Source organism: Rhodocytophaga aerolata, from assembly GCF_030503435.1.
Taxonomy (GTDB): domain Bacteria; phylum Bacteroidota; class Bacteroidia; order Cytophagales; family 172606-1; genus Rhodocytophaga; species Rhodocytophaga aerolata.
This window is the reverse complement of the sequence record NZ_JAUKPO010000002.1, coordinates 129051-147316: the sequence shown is the minus strand read 5'-3', so window position 1 is coordinate 147316 and position 18266 is coordinate 129051. Positions and strand designations below refer to the sequence as shown.

Sequence of the window (18266 nt, the reverse complement as noted above, 5' to 3'; positions counted from 1 at the left end):
TTTTTATGGAAATAACCTAGGTGCTAAAACAAAAATGGCGGAGACTATCCGCCATTTTTTTATAAAAAAATATACAAGCTTATCGGCCCTGATGCATCTTCTTTAATTCCATTAACTCATCGCGTAGTCTGGCAGCTTCCATAAAATCCAGTTCTTTGGCCGCCTTTTCCATAGATTTCTGGGTCTTTTGTATCAACTTCTCTAGTTGGTCTTTGGTCATATAAGCTACTACCGGGTCGGCGGCTACACTGTGCTCTTCCGGTTCTACATAGTACGATTTGGTTGTTTTTCCACTATCAGCAACCCGGGTTTGGTTCATAATAGCATCTTTCGATTTAATAACCGTTTTAGGAGTTATACCATGGGCTGCATTATATTCTTGTTGAATTTGCCGGCGGCGGTAGGTTTCGTCAATAGCTTCTTTCATAGAACCAGTAATGCGGTCGGCATACATAATTACTTTGCCCCGTTCATTCCGTGCCGCACGCCCGATGGTTTGTATCAGTGAACGGTTGTCGCGCAGGAAACCTTCTTTATCAGCATCCATAATTGCTACCAGCGATACTTCCGGTAAGTCCAGACCTTCACGTAGCAAGTTAACACCCACCAGTACATCTATCACACCCAGCCGGAGTTCCCGCAGAATTTCTACCCTGTCTAATGTTTTTACTTCTGAATGCAGGTAGCGGCTTTTAATGTTAAGTTTGTCTAAATATTTATGTAATTCTTCCGACATGCGTTTGGTAAGTGTGGTTACCAGCACACGTTCGTCCCGCTTGATGCGTTCTTCTATTTCGTCCAGCAAATCATCTATCTGATTCAAACTTGGACGTACCTCAATTTCAGGATCTACCAGACCTGTTGGGCGGATAATCTGCTCTACCACAACTCCTTCGGATTTTCTCAACTCGTAATCACCGGGCGTAGCACTTACATAAATTACTTGACTGCTTAAATCTTCGAACTCCTGAAAGGTAAGCGGCCGGTTATCCATAGCTGAAGGCAAACGGAACCCAAAATCTACCAGGCTCACCTTCCGGGAACGGTCGCCTCCCCACATAGCCCGGATCTGAGGCAAGGTTACGTGGCTCTCATCAATTACTAATAGAAAATCGTCGGGGAAATAATCCAGCAGACAGAAAGGCCGTGAGCCTGGTAATCGCCTGTCGAAATACCTGGAATAGTTTTCGATACCAGAGCAATAGCCCAATTCCCGCATCATTTCCATATCAAACTCGGTACGCTCCTTAATCCGTTGTGCTTCCAGAAAACGTCCTTCGTGTTCGAATAATTTAATCTGCGATACCAGATCCCGCTGAATTTCATGAATAGCTGTATGTAATACGTCTTTTCCGGTAACAAAAAGATTGGCCGGGAAAATGGTAATTTGCTGCTCATCAGATAGCTTCTTTCCACTGGCAGGATCTATCCGCTGGATGGCTTCTACTTCGTCGCCAAAGAAGAATATACGGTAGGCAAAATCAGCATAAGCTACAAAAATATCGACTGTATCTCCCTTTACCCGGAAGTTGCCGCGTTTGAATTCTGCTTCGGTTCGGCTATACAGAATATCTACCAGGGAAAACAGAAAGCGGTTCCGGCTGATAACATCGCCCACAGCTAATTTTACAATACTTTTGCCAAACTCATCCGGGTTCCCGATACCATAGATACACGATACGGAAGCTATAACCATTACATCCCGCCGGCCAGACATTAAAGAAGAGGTAGCACTCAGGCGGAGTTTTTCTATTTCTTCATTAATAGAAAGGTCTTTTTCTATATAGGTATTGGTAGTGGCAATGTAGGCTTCCGGCTGGTAGTAATCGTAATACGAAATAAAATATTCTACTGCATTATTTGGGAAAAACTGCTTGAATTCGCCATATAACTGGGCTGCCAGGGTTTTGTTGTGGCTCAGTATGAGCGTGGGTTTCTGAACGCGTTGTATTACATTGGCAATAGTAAACGTTTTGCCCGATCCGGTCACACCCAGCAGTGTCTGAGCTGGTTCGCCTGCTTCCAGGCCTTGCACTAGCTGGTCAATTGCCTGGGGCTGATCGCCGGTAGGCACATACTCAGAAGTAATTTGAAATGCCATGTATAAGAATATAAGGAATTAGGAAATTTGAAGATATGAAAATTAGAAAATTAAACTAGCCTCTTGCCATTTTTGATTTACTTCATATAGTTTCTGCTGTTTTGGCAGAGCCAATATAAATTTAACACCAAAAAGAAGCGAAAAGTTGATCTGAGAAAAAATAAGAATGATAGGTGTACCTGTAAAAACCCCTTACAGGTTTCGAAAACCTATGAAGAGTTGCATAGCGTATATTATTCGTAATGATATGTATAATATACCCCATTCTCTAACACACGCCTGGGCAGGCCATTGGGAAAGTATTCAATAGTTCTGTCAAAAGTAACTGCTCCGCTTGCTTTTAAAACATTATTGGGGCTCTTGTTATAGGCACTTATCCAGCCGGGCTTTTGCTTGATCAGGTAGAAGGGATTTGGCTGATCATCGTACTCATATTGTGTGCTATTTCCCTGCGCATCCTGCTCTTCGATAATATTTCCTCTGGCATCATGCCGGAAATGAGTAGTACTTATTATTGTGCCACTGGAAGAATACAGGGTTTGTTTTGCTACCAATCCACTGGTAGTATAGTCATAAATGGTATAGCTATTATCCCGGATGGTTTTATGTAGCCTTCCTTGTGTATCATATTCGTAGCTTTCTTCCGTTGTTATGCCAGTGTTGGGATCGCAGAGGGCAGCTGTACTGGAGTATAAACTTCGCAAGGTAGTTTCTAAAGAAGTTAGTTTGCCCTGTTGATAAACATAAATAAATACATCCGTTGGGGTGTTTTTACAATCAAATCCAAACCATCTTTCTTCCGCTAATTCTGTCTGATGATAGATAAAACTATGGCGGATTTGATTGTCTACACGAATTTCTTTCAACTGCACTTGCCCAACCGGTTTTTTAAAGACCTCTCCATCTTCTTTTTTACAGGATGGCAATACTACTATCAGTATAGATATAAATAGTGCCTTGGCAAGAACCAGATATAGTTTATGGTACATAATACAGCTATAGCAAGAATGCAAGTAAAAAAGGTTAGAACATAAATCCGGCGCGTATAGAAACCCGGTTAAAGGTAATTTTCTCCCGGATACCATCTCCCGGGGTACCGAAAAAGTTGGCTGTACTGCCTTTCTGAAACCGGTATCCGGCATTCAGAATAAAAGAACTACTGTTACTTAACCGGATACGTACCCCTGCCGCCGGATTCAGCATAAGGCCGCCATTTCCGTTAGTGATATTGTTGCCGTTAAATAAGCGGCTGTAAAAACCGTATCCACCATCTACGATATACATCGGAGAAAATTTCTGGCTTACTTTAGGAAAGGAGCCACTTAGCCGCAAATACACCGGGAGAATGGTAAAGTTCTGATAACTGTCAATACCGGTTCCGATTCCCAGTGCCAGTTCGGGTCTGAACTCATGCCCGTTTATGCATTGGAGGGTAAAACTATTAATGCTTTCATTTGCACGGGTAAGACTATTTCCAGGACGTTTGCCGGCTAGCAGTCCGGTTTCCAATACAAACATATACCCGGACTCTTTGTAACGCACGAGTTTTTTCTCTCTGGAAATCCCTTTGGCTTCGGAGGATGGGAAAACAAATACACTGCCGCCTACTATTTCGATGCTAATGGTATCGGCACTCAGTTCGGTAATTTTTCCTCTTAGCATACTGCCATTTTTCAGGTAGAGTACATCTTCCAAGTTTCTCTGGGCAGAAGCAGAAGATACAGTTAGCAGGAGGATAAAAACCATTGCCGGTAAATACAGTAAGTAAACTTTAATCATAGGACTTGTTCGGAAAGTGAAGTAGGCACATAATAAAATACATGCCTACATTTTACAATTGAGTTAAAAGTTTGATTAATAGGTGTTTATATCCGGAACATCAGTAGCAAATGGCTTCCATAGTTGTCAAAATTTGTACGTCTTCTTTCATGGCCAGTAAGTAATATAGGGTCTTGCCGTCGCATATGAATAAGTCTTATAAAAGGTTCAATAGTTACTTTTATACGCTCTGTCAGGCTATAACTACAGCCCAACCCACTTAGTAACGAAGTTGAATATACATTTAGTTGATCCATGTTCTTTCTTCCAACAGCTGGGGTAAATGAATAGTAATAGGATTGAAAATTAAATGCTGCCAGGGAAGTTAGATTTATGTAAAGTTCAACTTTGTTCTGTGCTATCAGGTATTTATTTATTCCCAGGGAAACTTCAGCCGTCTTGTATCCAAATTTGTTGGTATGAGCTAATATATAAGGGCAGCTTTCGCCGGGTTCTAGAAAAGAACAGTAGTTAAAGGGAACTATCATTTCGTAGTGCCTTTTGACATAACCAATTCCTGTGTTAACTCCCCAGCTCTGACTAATTTTCTTCTGAAGTCTGATTCCTGTACCAAAAAAGCTGGTAGCACTAGTTGTATTAACTCTGCCCGGCCCGTAAATCATTTTATTGCGGATTTCGTGATGCAAAGAAATGGATGTGCCCACATATATAGTATTCTGTTGTCCATAGCTTGTCAGCATAGGGAGCAGAAGAATACTTACGACAGCAATGGTTTGCTTTATCATGTACCCATCCATTGTTTAATCCTGTTGCAACGAAAGTTCTTTTACTCTGCTTTTACCACCGAAATTTTGCTGAGCAGCTTCAAGTTCTTCGGATCAGTATAATCATATTGAGAGATGCCATCGTTGCCGGTAACAATGGCAATGTTTTTATAGGGAATTACATCGTAGGTATGGCCGGTTTTGCGGCTGAGAATGTTTTTATCTAATATAAGGGGACTATTGGCATTATATACCTTCAGCCCGGAAGTGCCATCACACACAAACAGGGTATTGTTATCATAATCTAAACCCAGGCCATGCGGGTTACTCATGGGGTATGATTTTATCAGCCTAGGCGAAGAAAGATTGGTAATATCTATCACATCCAGTTGATTGACAATGCCGCCACATGTGTTTCCGTTACGTAGGGTTACATAGGCATATTTGTCATCGGCTACCACCGGGTCGCAGCTCCTGACATGGGCAAACGTAGACAGCCGCACTGGATTGGCTGGGTCAGCATTGTCGTAAATATGCATGCCGGTCTGCGAACCGATAAACAGCTTGTCTTTGTATGGATAGATGGTTTCAATATTGAAGCCAACATTAATTAAGCTTGAAAATGCCGGATTTGCCGGAGAAGAAATATCAAACAGCTGCATATTGGCATCATCAATGGTATAGAGGAAATTATCATAAATCGTATACCTGGCCATTGAGCCGCCAATGCCAGGTTTGCTTGACGAAGAAGGCATAGCAGAAACAGGGCTAGCCGCAAAATCTGCCCGGTTACTTATGGCAAAATGACCTTCATACCAGAAATAGGGTTGCATGGAAGTTTCTCCACATCCGCTGATCTGGGTAGTACGGGACTCTTTAAAGTCTACAATAATGCCTTTGTTGAAATCTACCTGCTGGGCATTGGCAAATGTTCTGTTCCAGGAAGGAAAGATATTTTCTACCCGGCCTACTTCTGTAATGCTAGCTGGGTTGCTGATATCAAAAGCTACTAAATCTATGTGGCTATCAGCATAGAGGATATTGCCTTTCACAGCCATATCTATATTGCCGGGAATGTTGATGAACGACAGGTTTTTTGGTGCAGCCGGATCGGAGTTATCGAATATATGGATGCCTTTGTTAGGCTCGTTCACCAATAAGTATTTCCCGATAATGTAAATTTTACCTGCTTGCTGTATATCTTGCGGAGCTTCTGTTTTTACGGCTGCCCGCAACTCGTCGAATGACATATAAATAGGCTCATACAAGGTATAGGTGTACATACGTTCGCAGGTATCCTGGCAACCGCCAACTAAAGCTGTCAGGATCAGGAAGGCGCAAAACCGGAAAAATGCTCTTTTCTGGGCATAGTAAAGAAGTCTGATCATACGGGTAGTAAGGTTAAATATGTACAAAGGATGAGGCAACGTCAAAAGGCATTCATATCAGCTAGGATACCACTTCCAGGTTTTATTTCCGATCGGGTATACTAACAAAAGTGCATTTTCAGCACCAGGCATAACAGTACTTATTCGGCAATATCTCCGGTTTCGCTAATACAAGTAATCTCTACTACTTTCCCAGCCATGCATATACTGCCTCTGTCTGGCAACACGTTGTAGGCAATGCTTATTCTTTTTCCGTCTATAAAATCTACATTATCGATGGTAGGAGCCGGCAGGGGAGGCGTGCCGCAAAAACCATACGCATATACTGGCTCCAGCCTTTCTCCATTATCCAGTTCCAGAACGAATCCGCATCCATCCAGGCCTCGCAGGTCCTTAATTGTGGCCATCGTTCCGCAGGCATTTGGCAAGGCTAGTTCATTTTTCTGGCAGGAGGTAACGGTACCCAGCAGCACAAGCGACAAAATCAATAACAAAATGTATACGCCCAGATCGGCGTATGTTTTGAGTTTGCGGTGGTATTTTGGTTTTAGCGTAATCATATGCACATCGTATGATTGGTTGTGGTAAGAAATGAGCTATAGGGTAGCTTTATATAGATATGACCCTTGCACAAAACGGATGGTTGCATGTGCTAAAAAATATTTGGCAAAAAAATAAAAGCCGAATAATTTATTTATTCCGGCTTCTAAGTAGCATATTTCTGAAATAATCAGAAGCGGTATTGGAAACCTGTGCCTATGCCAAAGGCGTTGGGCTTGCTGCTGACCAAAGCCGAATTAGTAACAGAGTTTAAAGCAGTACGGTAGCTAGGCTGCAGATAAATACTATACTTAGAAGAAATTTTATAATTCACTCTGGCGCTTACCAGGCCACTAAAACTCATGTTTTTATACGGACCGTTGTCGCTTCTGGTAAATTCCTGATTGATAACATTATCGTCCGGATTGCCGATGGTATTTTTCATAAACAGGTCAGCGGATACACCGGCGCCTAGGGTGGTGCTTACTTTTTTATCAAGTAGCAGATAGTGCAAGCTGAGCGGTATACTCAAATACTGATACGTATTGTATACAATTACTTCTGTTACGCCAGGGTAAGCATTTGAATATTTGTTGGCAATAGCCATTTCCAATGTTTGGAACTGTGTATTTGCAGGTATATTTACCGGCGCAGGCGCATAGGCATAATCTGCATTGGTGTTGGAAAAAGATGGTTGAATTAGCGCCATAAATTCCGGGTATTTCTCCTGATTACTACTGTTTTGAAGGTAATTGTCCGTAGTAATCTGGGAGTTATTATGTAAGTAAAGCAAGCCGCTGTGCAATGAGAATTTTTCGGATAAAGCATAGCCTACATCCACCCCCACATTATAAGAAAGGTTTATATTTTCTGCTTGTTCCAGTTCTTTGCCTACACTGGCACTGCTTTGCAGGGTATGGAACGTATTAACAGGAGCCGGTGCAGCCGTGCGGTTATAATACATATTGCGTGCATTCGATAATGAAGCAGAAGCCTGTGGGTTTACCTGCATGTTGGGATTAAACTGACTAGGCGCAAAAGCCAAGCCCACTGCCCAGCGCGAAGCCGATTGGTTACGCTCTCGTTCTTCTTTCTCTTCTACCCATACAGCAGGATTTGGTTTTACTGAAACGATTGGAGCCTGTAAAGCTATAGCGTTATCCAGTAAGGGAACATCCTGAGGAATACGGTTAAACGTTTGTGTTGAAAACCTATCGTTGGCAAGCGCTTGTCCTTTATCAGGTGTCTGGTTGGCTAGTGAAGTATTGCTTGCCGGATTGTTCAAGCCACTATTTGCCTTTTCTGAAAGCAAATTACGGTAGGTCTGTTCTCCTGCTGCCCTCTCGTCACGGATTACCGGAGTTGTAGATGTGCTGGTTGGGTGCTGTTTTGCAAGCGCTTCCTGGCTTCTGGTAGTTAGGGTAGCAGGGTTAGGCTGTGGTATAGTTGATTTTGGTTTAGCTGGTCTGCTGGTTGAAGCAGGGTTATTTTCTTTGTTTGCGTCCAGAGCTATGGTTTCAGGAATGTTTGGGGTAGCAGGTTGTTGAGGCACACTGGTATTGCCAGAGGAGTTATTTTTTGTCTTGCCGGAGTTTTCAGTAGGTAACGTATGTTCTTCGGTCACTTTAGAAGAGCCGGATTCGGGAGCGGTTTCTTTCTGCGCCAGCACAGGTGATTCTGCTGGTGGAAGTGTACCCTTTCCGGTATGGGAAGCAGATTTTTCTGGTAAGGTACCAGTTTTGGTAGTTGCCGGAGTATGGCTTTGCTGGCCATTGGCAGATTCAGGTACAGAGGTCAACACATCATTGGAGAACTGGCTGCTAAGTACCCAGATACCCATAAAACTAATTACCAGTACGGCAGCAGCTGCCACCCGAAGCTTGTATATATACAGCTTACGCTTGTAAATACTGGCTTCTTTGTTGGCTAACTCTGCATCAATCTGTGCCCATAACTTTGGAGATGGTGTAGCTTCTGCCTCTTCAAAGGCCTTCTTAAACTCATCCTCAAAACTATGCTTAGGTGTATCTTTCATAGTTTACACGTTTTTTTTCAACAATCATCTGCTGCAATAAGGCTCTGGCTCTGGCAAACTGCGATTTAGATGTGCCCTCTGTAATTCCCAGCATACTGGCAATTTCCTTATGCTGAAAACCTTCAATGGCGTACAGGTTAAAGACTACCTGGTAACGGGGGGCCAGTTGCTGGATCATGGCCAGCAACTCGTTGTAGTGAAAATCAGAAAGGGTAATATTTTCGTCTATGGGCCTTTCCAAATCCTCAATATCCAGGGCAGGGTACATATACAGCTTGCTTCTGTTATGCTTCAGCGCAGTGTTAATCACGATACGTTTTATCCACTGTTCCAGCGGACATTCCTTCCGGAATGACTTAATGTGCTCGAATACTTTTATGAACGATTCCTGTAAAATATCTTCTGCCTCCTGCTGCGCTTTGGAGTACCGCAAACAAATAGCCAGCATCCGCTTGCAGAAACGCTCGTAAAGCATTTTCTGCATCAGGCGGTCGCCTTTAATGCATCCGTTCAGTAGTTCCTCTTCGGAATAGTGCATGCAAGAAAAGAAGTTTTAAAAGTTGATCATACAGCAGCTTTATACACCCATGACCCACCTGAGAAAGGAATGGTTGCAAGGCCTGAAAATATATTTTATCTATGAAAGGTTGTTAACCTCAATTTGTCAGCAGTACTAATCTTAGGAATTCCAGATCTCCCAGGATTTTTCTGCCTGGCTATATAACATTGGCAAGCCATTCAGCACCTGGGCATTTCTCTCCTTGCCCTTTTTCATAAACGTGGTTTCTTCCGGATTATATACCAGGTCGTAAAGGTAATTGGCCGGAGTAAGAAACTGATACGGAATTGGAGGAAAGGTTTCTATGGCTGGCGAAGTGCCTAATGGCGTGGTATTGATCAGCAACCTGTACTCCTGTAATACCTTCTCGTCCAGCGAATCATAGGCTAATTGCCCGGATGCTGGCGTGCGGGATACGAATAAACTTTCGATCTGCAAGTCGTCTAGGGCTGTTTTTACAGCTTTACTGGCTCCACCTGTACCTAAAATTAAAGCTTTCGTCTGCTCCAGGGTAGCCCGGCCATTGGTTCCGTGTATCCTGATAAACCAATCGGTTAAGGTTTCTTTGAACCCAAAATAGTCTGAGTTGTAGCCGGTAGTAGTGCCATCCGCAGCAATTTTAATCACATTGACAGCGCCTATTTTCTCAGCCGCCGGGTCTATTCTGGTAAGGTAGGGGAGTACAATCTGTTTATGCGGAATAGTTACATTTAGCCCCCGCAGGTTAGGCTGGCTGGCAATTAATTTGGGTAACAGTTCTATTTCAGGTAGGGGAAACAGTTCATACACAGTATCTGTAATACCTTCCTGAAGAAATTTCCCGGTAAAGTACTTTTTGGAGAAAGAGTGGGTGAGCGGGTAACCAATTAAGCCAAATACATTCATTCACTAGTACTGCTAAGTCGGGTGATAGAAACGGAAATCATTTTTCTGACAAAAGTTTTATACCAAGGCTTGTTCCTTGCGGGACGAGAGTTTTTCAATCAGATATACCAGTAGAAAGCCAAAAATTGCCAGCACTACACAAGCTACCAGATAGGCTTCTTTTCCTGTAAGGTCGAAATAATTCAGGGGCGACACGTTTTCTTCCAACAGTGGTTTTAACTCTCCTGTGCTGCTGGTATACGTTGTAAGCACTCTTTTCCAGGGCCATACTTTGTTTAACGAACCTATCATAAAACCAGTAAGCAAGGCTACAGTAATATTAAAATACCTTTTCAACATGAAGTTTAACACATGTGAGAAAGACAAAATACCCACTAAACATCCTAAAACAAAGGTAAGGATAGTAGTAATTTTCAGATCTTTTACGGAGTTAAGGATGTATTCATATTTACCAAGCAACACCAGAATAAAGCTTCCGGAAATGCCGGGCAAAATCATAGCACAAATAGCGATGGCACCACATAAAAAGATAAACCAGGTATCGGTTGGTGTTTCAGCAGGCGAGGCAATGGTAATATAATAGGCAATGACTGTACCAATAAGGCCGGCAATAATTACACCTATTGTCCACCGGGTAATTTTCTTGCTTACCAGCAAAGCTGAGGCTACCACCAGGCCAAAGAAAAAAGACCAGAGCATTTCCGGATGATTGCTCAGCAGGTACACAATAAGTCTGGAGAGTGAGAGAACGGAGGTGAGAATGCCTGCCAGTAAAACCACCAGAAAATTACCATTAATATGTTTCCAGAATTCTTTGATTTTGAATGAAGCCAGCAGTTTAAGAGCAGTTCCATTAACTGAGCGGATAGAGCCGAGCAATTCTTCATAAATACCCGAAATGAAGGCTATGGTTCCGCCAGATACGCCAGGCACTACATCGGCTGCACCCATGGCAATTCCTTTAGAAAATAAAAGTATATTTTCTTTGAAATTTCTAATCATACAAAAAATAAAAGGTTGTAAAAAGAATAATGAATGAGTGTGTTGCTTATTTAGTCGTTTTCAGAAAATGATCAAACGTATCGCCACGCAGGCCGAGGCGTATGGTTTCCAGCGGAATAACTTCGTTAGGAGCTATATTGCCCACATTCACATTAGAGCCAAGCAATTTAATAAACCATACCTGCTGGGCTTTTTGAGGAGCTTCCCAGATGATTTTTTCAAACGGAATTTTTGTCAGGATCTCTTCAACCAGACCTGAACGTACTTCACCTGTAGAACGGAACAAGCCTACATTGCCGCCTTCCCGGGCTTCCCCAATAACCTTCCAGGCTCCGGCATCTAATTCTGCCTGCATTAGGGCAATCCATTTATAGGGCGGAATAATCTTCTGATCGTCTTTCGAACCTACTTCTGAAAGCACAGTAACTTTGGAAGCAAGTTTGCGGATGTACTCACACTTTTCTTCATGAGGCATTTCCAGCGAACCGTCAGATACTTCAGCAAAAGTCATATCAAACTTATCGAGTACGCGCAGGTAGTCTTCAAATTGTTTGCGGATAATAAAAGCTTCAAACAGCGTGCCTCCAAAATAGGTAGGTATACCAGCATCGCGATAGATGGCTAATTTTTCTTTCAGATTAGGGGTAACATACGAAGTAGCCCATCCTAATTTTACTATATCTACATACTGGCCTGCCACACTTAAAAAATCTTCCGCTTCTCTGATACTTAGCCCCTTGTCCATTACCATGGTATAGCCTGTCTGGCGAGGTTTGCTGGTACGCTCAGGAATGTTTGATAGTTCGTAATTCATCTGTAAATAATTGATTTTTTTATAGCCAGAAGGAATCTCCTTTTTATTTTCAACCCTCTGGGTGGATTCAGTTCAAGGAGATTTCCTCTTAAAAATTTTTATAAATTCATGTACCGGCCTCTTTTACTTATCATACTACTTGTAGAGCCTGTTATACATGGTGAGTTGTTGACTGATTAATAGATTGCCTCTGTGAATTTTGGTGGTTGCTACAGGATTTTTTGAAATCTCACAAATTAACTAAATACTTATGACTATTTGGTAAAAGCAAATTCAAAATTAGTAGCGAATGCCCTAATTATCTAATTTGTTCTTATATTATTTACATTTGCAGGGTATTGCTTTCCGAAAAAATAAAGTTTGTAACCTTATTTATAATTTCTTCAGGCTAACTTGCAAAGTATATGTATTCTGGAACCGTAAAGATATACAGCTATAAAAAATTCAACTATGAGTAACTCACGCGAGCTTGCCCTGGCCGGTTTGCCATACACATTTAACTGGTTTCCAGAGCTGTTACCTGCATTTCTGCCTTTTCAAGGTTTCCTTTTTTTAGATAATTCATGGGGCTGATACAAGAAATACAATCCTTAATTTACAAAGAAATATTGCTTGAATGGCGTCAGCGGTATGCCCTGAATGGTATGCTGCTTTATATAGTGAGCACGGTGCTCATCTGTTATATGAGTTTTAATTTGCGGGGCAGCGCCATGAATCCGCCTACCTGGAACACAGTCTACTGGATTATTTTGCTCTTTACTTCTGTAAATGCAGTAGCCAAAAGTTTTATGCAGGAGCGGTACGGGCGCTTTATTTATTATTATACACTGGTAAGTCCGCAGGGAATTATTTTGTCTAAAATCGTGTATAATTCATTATTAATGTTGCTGTTGGCGCTGGTGGGGTACGGCTTTTATTCACTCATGCTCAGTAATCCGGTACAAGATCATTTGCTGTTTCTTTGCAGTATTCTGCTGGGAGCTATTGGCTTCTCTACCACCCTTACTATGGTTTCAGGAATCGCCTCTAAAGCAGGCAACAATAGTGTGCTAATGGCTATACTCAGTTTCCCGGTGATTATTCCTATGCTGCTTATGCTGATGAAGGTATCTAAGAATGCAATGGATGGACTGGACAGAGCTTCCAGTTCTGACGAAATACTCACCCTTCTGGCAATTAATGCGATTGTAGTTTCACTATCTTACGTCTTGTTTCCGTATCTTTGGAGAAGTTAAGAAAAGAAGCGGCAAATGACCGTGAGTTGGGGATAGGGAGTGGAACAAACTATAAATTTGTTGAAACTTTTGGTAGGCTTTATTTTAAACTATACGTGCTATTTCTAGCCAACAGCCATAAAATAATACTTCTATGAAATTAGCCTGGTGGAAAATTCTTTGTATCGTGCTACTGGTATACACCGTTATTGGTGGATTGCTTTTAAGCGTACCAAGGCTGCCGATACTCAACGAAAGTATACGCAATTTGTATTTTCATGTACCGATGTGGTTTGGCATGCTTGCCATTATGTTTATGTCGGTGGTGTATTCCATCCGGTACCTGCAAAAGTCTGACCCCAAGCTCGACGATTTTGCTGTAAGTGCCGCACATACCGGTATTTTGTTCGGCTTACTTGGTCTCGCTACCGGTATGGCCTGGGCCAGATATACCTGGGGCGACTGGTGGGTAAACGATCCTAAACTGAACGGTGCTGCCATTGGCATGCTTATCTATTCGGCCTATGTGGTGCTTCGCAACTCTTTGGAAGACGAACAACAACGTGCCCGCATTTCGGCTATTTATAACATTTTTGCTTTCTCTACCCTGGTACCGCTGCTGTTTATTTTGCCCAGACTTACCGATTCTTTGCATCCCGGAAATGGAGGCAACCCAGGATTTAGCAGCTATGACCTGGATAACAAAATGCGGCTGGTGTTTTACCCGGCAGTAATCGGATGGATGTTACTGGGTGTGTGGATTACACAAGTAAGTTACCGGGTTAAGGCCTGGCAACGCCGCCGGGAAGAAGTAGGCACTACAAAAGCGGTGGTACATAGCCGGTAATGAGCAGAGGGGTGCAGAAAAATATAGTTGGCAGAAAATAGGTTACACAACAAGCGTATACTAATAAAATAATTGTATATCAGGGTTTTATGAAACAAATACTGGCCTTTATTTTTACTCTGCTTTCTTTGAACCTTCAGGCTCAACAGGAAGTTGAAATGGCAGACCAGCTACGGGCTGATGGAAAAATTTATGTAGTTGTAGCAGTTTTAAGCATTATTTTGCTGGGTGTTTTGTTATACTTAATACGAATAGATACTAAAATTTCCAAGCTGGAAAAAGAATCCAGAGGCGAAAATCAGTAAGCCATTTTTTAGCTGAACATCCGGCAACGGTGTAAGTATTAGTTTATATATCCTTTATATCCTTATGAAATGGCCACTCCATGTGACCATTGAAAAATAAATTTATACACATGAAAAAGGTACACATTTTCGTCATTATTATCATTGCTGTAGCTATTGGGGTTATCATGTCTACAGCCGGCGATGCCAGTTCCTATGTCTCGTTTAAAGAAGCTACCGAATTATCGGAAGATGGAAAAGATAAAAAGGTGCATGTGGTGGGCAAACTGAAAAAAGATCCTGCCGGGCAGATTATAGGCATGACTTATCAGCCACACCTGGATGCTAATCATTTTGAGTTTGTCCTGGTAGACCAGAATAATGAAGAACGCCAGGTGGTTTATAATCAGCCTAAGCCACAGGATTTTGAACGTTCCGAACAAATTGTGGTTATTGGAAGCATACAAGGAGAAACCTTTAAAGCAGACAAAATCCTGATGAAGTGTCCATCAAAATATCAGGAGAATGAGATAAAAGTAAATGGAAGCGATAGCAAAGGCGTGGAAGCTAAGCTGTAATTAGCTAACAAAGAATGCCGGTTTTTACACCAATACAAGTGTTGTAACTGGCATATAAAATAGTAGCAGGTGTACGTTAAAAAGTGCCTGCTGGTGCTGGAGAAAATAACAGGAAAGTAAATTATATATCTAACTAAATAATGGTTCATACATTTATAGGTAATCTGGGGCATCTACTCATTATTACAGCATTTGTGTCCGCTTTACTGGCAACCTATGCGTATTTTCAGCTTGCCCGTGTACCAGAGCTGGAATCCAACGCCTGGCGGAAATTAGGCAGAAGTGCTTTTTACATACATTTATTCAGCGTACTCGGTATTGTCGCCAGCTTATTCTTTATTATTTATAACCACTATTTTGAGTACCATTACGCCTGGAGCCATTCTTCCAGGAGCCTTCCTACCCATTTTATGATCTCCTGCTTCTGGGAGGGACAGGAAGGAAGTTTTCTGTTGTGGATATTCTGGAATGCCTTGCTAGGTATATGGTTAATGAATTCCAATAAAGTATGGGAAGGCCCGGTGATGACTATATTTGCCCTGATACAAGCCTTTCTGGCTTCTATGATCCTGGGTGTGGTTATTCCAGGCCTGGATTTTAAAATAGGAAGTTCACCTTTTATTCTGCTGCGCGATGCCATGCAGGATGCCCCCATTTTTGCTACCAACCCTAATTTTGTACCGGAAGATGGCAATGGCCTGAATCCTTTGCTGCAAAACTACTGGATGGTTATTCACCCGCCTGTACTTTTCCTGGGCTATGCCATCCCGATTATTCCATTTGCGTACTGTATCGCAGGCTTGTGGCAACAAAAGTATTCTGAATGGATACGTCCGGCTTTACCCTGGGCATTGTTTGCAGCCATGGTATTGGGCGTAGGCATTTTAATGGGTGCGTACTGGGCTTATGAAACCTTGAACTTTGGCGGATACTGGAACTGGGACCCGGTAGAAAATGCCGTTTATATTCCCTGGCTGGTGCTAGTAGCTGGTATTCATACCATGATTATGTATAAGAAAAGGGGCACTGCTTTGCGTACTTCGGTGGTGCTGGTAATTGCTTCTTTTATCCTGATCTTGTACGCTACCTTCCTGACCAGAAGCGGTATTTTGGGCAATGCTTCTGTACACTCCTTTACTGACCTGGGTTTATCCGGCCAGTTATTGATCTATTTATTAACCTTCCTGGTGTTATCTGTGGGATTATCCATTAAAGAATGGAAAAAAATACCTACCGATGATACCGAATTATCTACCTACTCGCGGGAATTCTGGATATTTATTGGAGCTACTACCTTGTGTCTGGCGGCTTTCCAGGTATTTGCTTCGACTTCTATTCCGGTGTACAATGCCATTATTGAGGCAATGGGCTTTGTATCGAATATGGCGCCACCAGCCGACCAGGTGGCACACTATACGAAATTTCAGTTGTGGTTTGCTGTCATCATCACGGTGCTTTCGGCTATCGGGCAGTTCTTCTGGTGGAAAAAAATCGATAAGAACAAACTGATTAGTTCATTAACCACTCCCGTACTGATTACCTTATTGGTATCGGCCCTGGTTATTGTATTAGCCCCGGTAGATAACCTGGTGTATATTGTGTTGCTGACAACGTCTGTTTTCTCTATCGTAGCCAACGGAAAAATTCTGCTGAACGTAGCCAAAAACAACTATAAATTATCTGGTGGAGCCGTGGCACATATTGGGGTAGCCATGATGATGATCGGCATTATGTTTTCATCCGGGTACTCTAAAGTAGTATCTATCAACACAAGTGGCTTGTTGTTACCAGGCGAGTTTTTTGAGAAAGATGATAATAAAGAAACCAAGGAAAATGTATTCCTTACCATCAATCAGCCTACCCGGATGGATAACTACTGGATTACCTACCGCGGCAAACGCATAGAAGCCAGGGGTGTACCCGGGTACCTGCACAGAAATCAGGTTGCCTCTACAAAGGTAGATTACCAGGTAGTAGCGAAAGAAGACATTGTGCAGAACGGAAAAACTTACTACAAAAAAGGAGATACCCTGGAAATCTATGCAGAAAACACCTATTACCAGGTGGAGTACCGCGACGATAAAGGCAGAGTGTTTAATTTATATCCCAGAGCCCAGATTAACGAACAAATGGGTGGTATACTAGCTTCTCCGGATATTAAACACACTGTAACCCGCGATATTTATACACACGTAAATGCGGTAGCCGACCCGGATGCTGCTAAAGAATGGAGCAAGATGGAAGAGCAAATTGTAAGCATTGGCGATACCTTTTTTGTAAACGATTATGTAGCCGTATTAGATAACGTGCTAAGAGTTTCTGAAGTAGATGGTATTAGCTTAACTTCCGAAGATGCTGCCGTAAAGGCACAAATCCGTGTTTTGGGCCGCGAAAGGGAGTATGAAGTAACCCCAACCTATCTGATTAAAGACCGGATGGTGGGCCGTATTCCCGAAGAGGTAGAAGACTTAGGCTTAAAAATCACCTTCACCAATATAGACCCTGCCAAAGGCACTTTCACCTTCGGAACCAACACCACACAGAAAGACTGGATCATTATGAAAGCCAGAGAAATGCCTTTTATTAATGTGCTGTGGATTGGAACATTCATTATGACCATTGGCTTTATTTTAGCCATTAGCAGAAGGTATTCAGAGTTTGCCAAAATGCGCAACAAAGAAGTAGAGGTGAATGCATAGTGAGGTAGACATATCCTTTATCGGAGCTGGAAATGTGGCCTGGCATCTGGCCGTAGCCTTAGAAGCCGCCGGATACCAGGTGCGGGAAATATATAGTCGTACCCTGGAACATGCTACAGCCCTGGCCGATAAATTATATAATGCTACTCCTACCCAGTCACTGGACTTTTCTGGAAGCAAAGCAACTGTTTTTTTTATAGCCGTACCCGATAGCCAGGTAGCGCAGATCGCTGCCGCCCTGAAAGTACCGGAAAAGGCAATTGTAGCACATACATCTGGCTCACTGCCCTTAGAGGTTTTGCAGGACCATGAATATAGAGGCGTTTTTTACCCTCTTCAAACCTTTAGCAAGCATACGAAACTAGATATACATAGTGTGCCTTTTTGCCTGGAAACTTCTGACGAAAGCACTGAACTACTGTTAGTAGAAATGGCGCAACAGATCAGCCAGACGGTATATCTGGTAAATTCAGCGGAGCGCAAGGTCCTACATATAGGAGCTGTATTTGCCTGTAATTTTACTAATCACTTACTGGGGATTGCCAAAAATATACTCGACCGCGAAGACCTGGAGTTTGACCTGCTGAAGCCACTCATCCAGGAAACCGTGCAAAAAGCCCTTCATGCCGGTCACCCGGCCTATGTACAAACAGGCCCTGCCAACCGGAACGACCAGCAAATTATTGATCAGCATATAGACTATTTGTCTGCTTATCCGTCTGAACAGCATATATACCGCACACTAACCGAAAGCATTAGGCATAGCAAATAACATAC

General features: G+C 42.5%; 17 protein-coding genes. 6 read left to right on the top strand and 11 right to left on the bottom strand.

Translation table 11 applies throughout. The features are described from left to right. Positions 1-79: 79 nt before the first annotated feature. The 11 genes from uvrB to Q0590_RS05010 all read right to left on the bottom strand — a co-directional run bounded on the left by uvrB (position 80) and on the right by Q0590_RS05010 (position 11867). A complete protein-coding gene (gene uvrB / locus Q0590_RS05060; protein ID WP_302036407.1) occupies positions 80-2101 on the bottom strand; it encodes an excinuclease ABC subunit UvrB in 2022 nt (673 codons plus the stop codon). A 233-nt stretch (positions 2102-2334) separates the two neighbouring features. Beyond that, positions 2335-3090, bottom strand: coding sequence for an RHS repeat domain-containing protein (locus tag Q0590_RS05055; RefSeq protein WP_302036406.1), 756 nt, complete (start codon positions 3088-3090; stop codon positions 2335-2337). Positions 3091-3124: 34 nt separating this feature from the next. Next, positions 3125-3880, bottom strand: coding sequence for a hypothetical protein (locus tag Q0590_RS05050; protein ID WP_302036405.1), 756 nt, complete (start codon positions 3878-3880; stop codon positions 3125-3127). Between the two features lie 86 nt (positions 3881-3966). Further along, positions 3967-4665, bottom strand: coding sequence for a hypothetical protein (locus tag Q0590_RS05045; protein ID WP_302036404.1), 699 nt, complete (start codon positions 4663-4665; stop codon positions 3967-3969). A gap of 41 nt (positions 4666-4706) precedes the next feature. Further along, complete coding sequence (locus tag Q0590_RS05040) at positions 4707-6032, bottom strand: LVIVD repeat-containing protein (protein WP_302036403.1); 1326 nt, start codon at positions 6030-6032, stop codon at positions 4707-4709. 140 nt (positions 6033-6172) lie between these two features. Then, entirely contained in the window at positions 6173-6592 is a 420-nt protein-coding gene (locus tag Q0590_RS05035; RefSeq protein ID WP_302036402.1) for a hypothetical protein, read from the bottom strand. A 170-nt stretch (positions 6593-6762) separates the two neighbouring features. Further along, positions 6763-8607, bottom strand: coding sequence for a hypothetical protein (locus Q0590_RS05030; protein ID WP_302036401.1), 1845 nt, complete (start codon positions 8605-8607; stop codon positions 6763-6765). Continuing rightward, positions 8591-9145, bottom strand: a complete 555-nt coding sequence (locus tag Q0590_RS05025) for an RNA polymerase sigma factor (protein ID WP_302036400.1) — start codon at positions 9143-9145, stop codon at positions 8591-8593. The genes Q0590_RS05030 and Q0590_RS05025 overlap by 17 nt, the downstream gene beginning before the upstream one ends. Before the next feature lie 141 nt (positions 9146-9286). Next, positions 9287-10051 carry a shikimate dehydrogenase family protein gene (locus tag Q0590_RS05020; RefSeq protein WP_302036399.1) on the bottom strand — a complete coding sequence of 255 codons (765 nt, stop codon included), beginning with the start codon at positions 10049-10051 and terminating at the stop codon, positions 9287-9289. Positions 10052-10108: 57 nt separating this feature from the next. Further along, positions 10109-11053 carry a polyprenyl-phosphate transporter gene (locus tag Q0590_RS05015; RefSeq protein ID WP_366970312.1) on the bottom strand — a complete coding sequence of 315 codons (945 nt, stop codon included), beginning with the start codon at positions 11051-11053 and terminating at the stop codon, positions 10109-10111. A gap of 46 nt (positions 11054-11099) precedes the next feature. Next, entirely contained in the window at positions 11100-11867 is a 768-nt protein-coding gene (locus tag Q0590_RS05010) for a phosphosulfolactate synthase (protein ID WP_302036398.1), read from the bottom strand. 563 nt (positions 11868-12430) lie between these two features. On the opposite strand from Q0590_RS05010, the gene Q0590_RS05005 reads away from it, so the two are divergent. From Q0590_RS05005 to Q0590_RS04980, 6 genes are all read left to right on the top strand, one after another. Next, complete coding sequence (locus tag Q0590_RS05005) at positions 12431-13102, top strand: heme exporter protein CcmB (protein WP_302036397.1); 672 nt, start codon at positions 12431-12433, stop codon at positions 13100-13102. Between the two features lie 133 nt (positions 13103-13235). Further along, on the top strand, positions 13236-13928 hold the full coding sequence (gene ccsA, locus Q0590_RS05000; RefSeq protein WP_302036396.1) for a cytochrome c biogenesis protein: 693 nt from the start codon (positions 13236-13238) through the stop codon (positions 13926-13928). Between the two features lie 89 nt (positions 13929-14017). Next, positions 14018-14233, top strand: coding sequence for a CcmD family protein (locus tag Q0590_RS04995; RefSeq protein ID WP_302036395.1), 216 nt, complete (start codon positions 14018-14020; stop codon positions 14231-14233). A gap of 110 nt (positions 14234-14343) precedes the next feature. Further along, entirely contained in the window at positions 14344-14790 is a 447-nt protein-coding gene (locus Q0590_RS04990; RefSeq protein ID WP_302036394.1) for a cytochrome c maturation protein CcmE domain-containing protein, read from the top strand. Positions 14791-14930: 140 nt separating this feature from the next. Beyond that, complete coding sequence (locus Q0590_RS04985) at positions 14931-17489, top strand: heme lyase CcmF/NrfE family subunit (RefSeq protein WP_302036393.1); 2559 nt, start codon at positions 14931-14933, stop codon at positions 17487-17489. After that, entirely contained in the window at positions 17482-18261 is a 780-nt protein-coding gene (locus tag Q0590_RS04980) for a Rossmann-like and DUF2520 domain-containing protein (RefSeq protein WP_302036392.1), read from the top strand. Before Q0590_RS04985 ends, Q0590_RS04980 begins: the two co-directional genes overlap by 8 nt. Positions 18262-18266 lie beyond the last annotated feature (5 nt).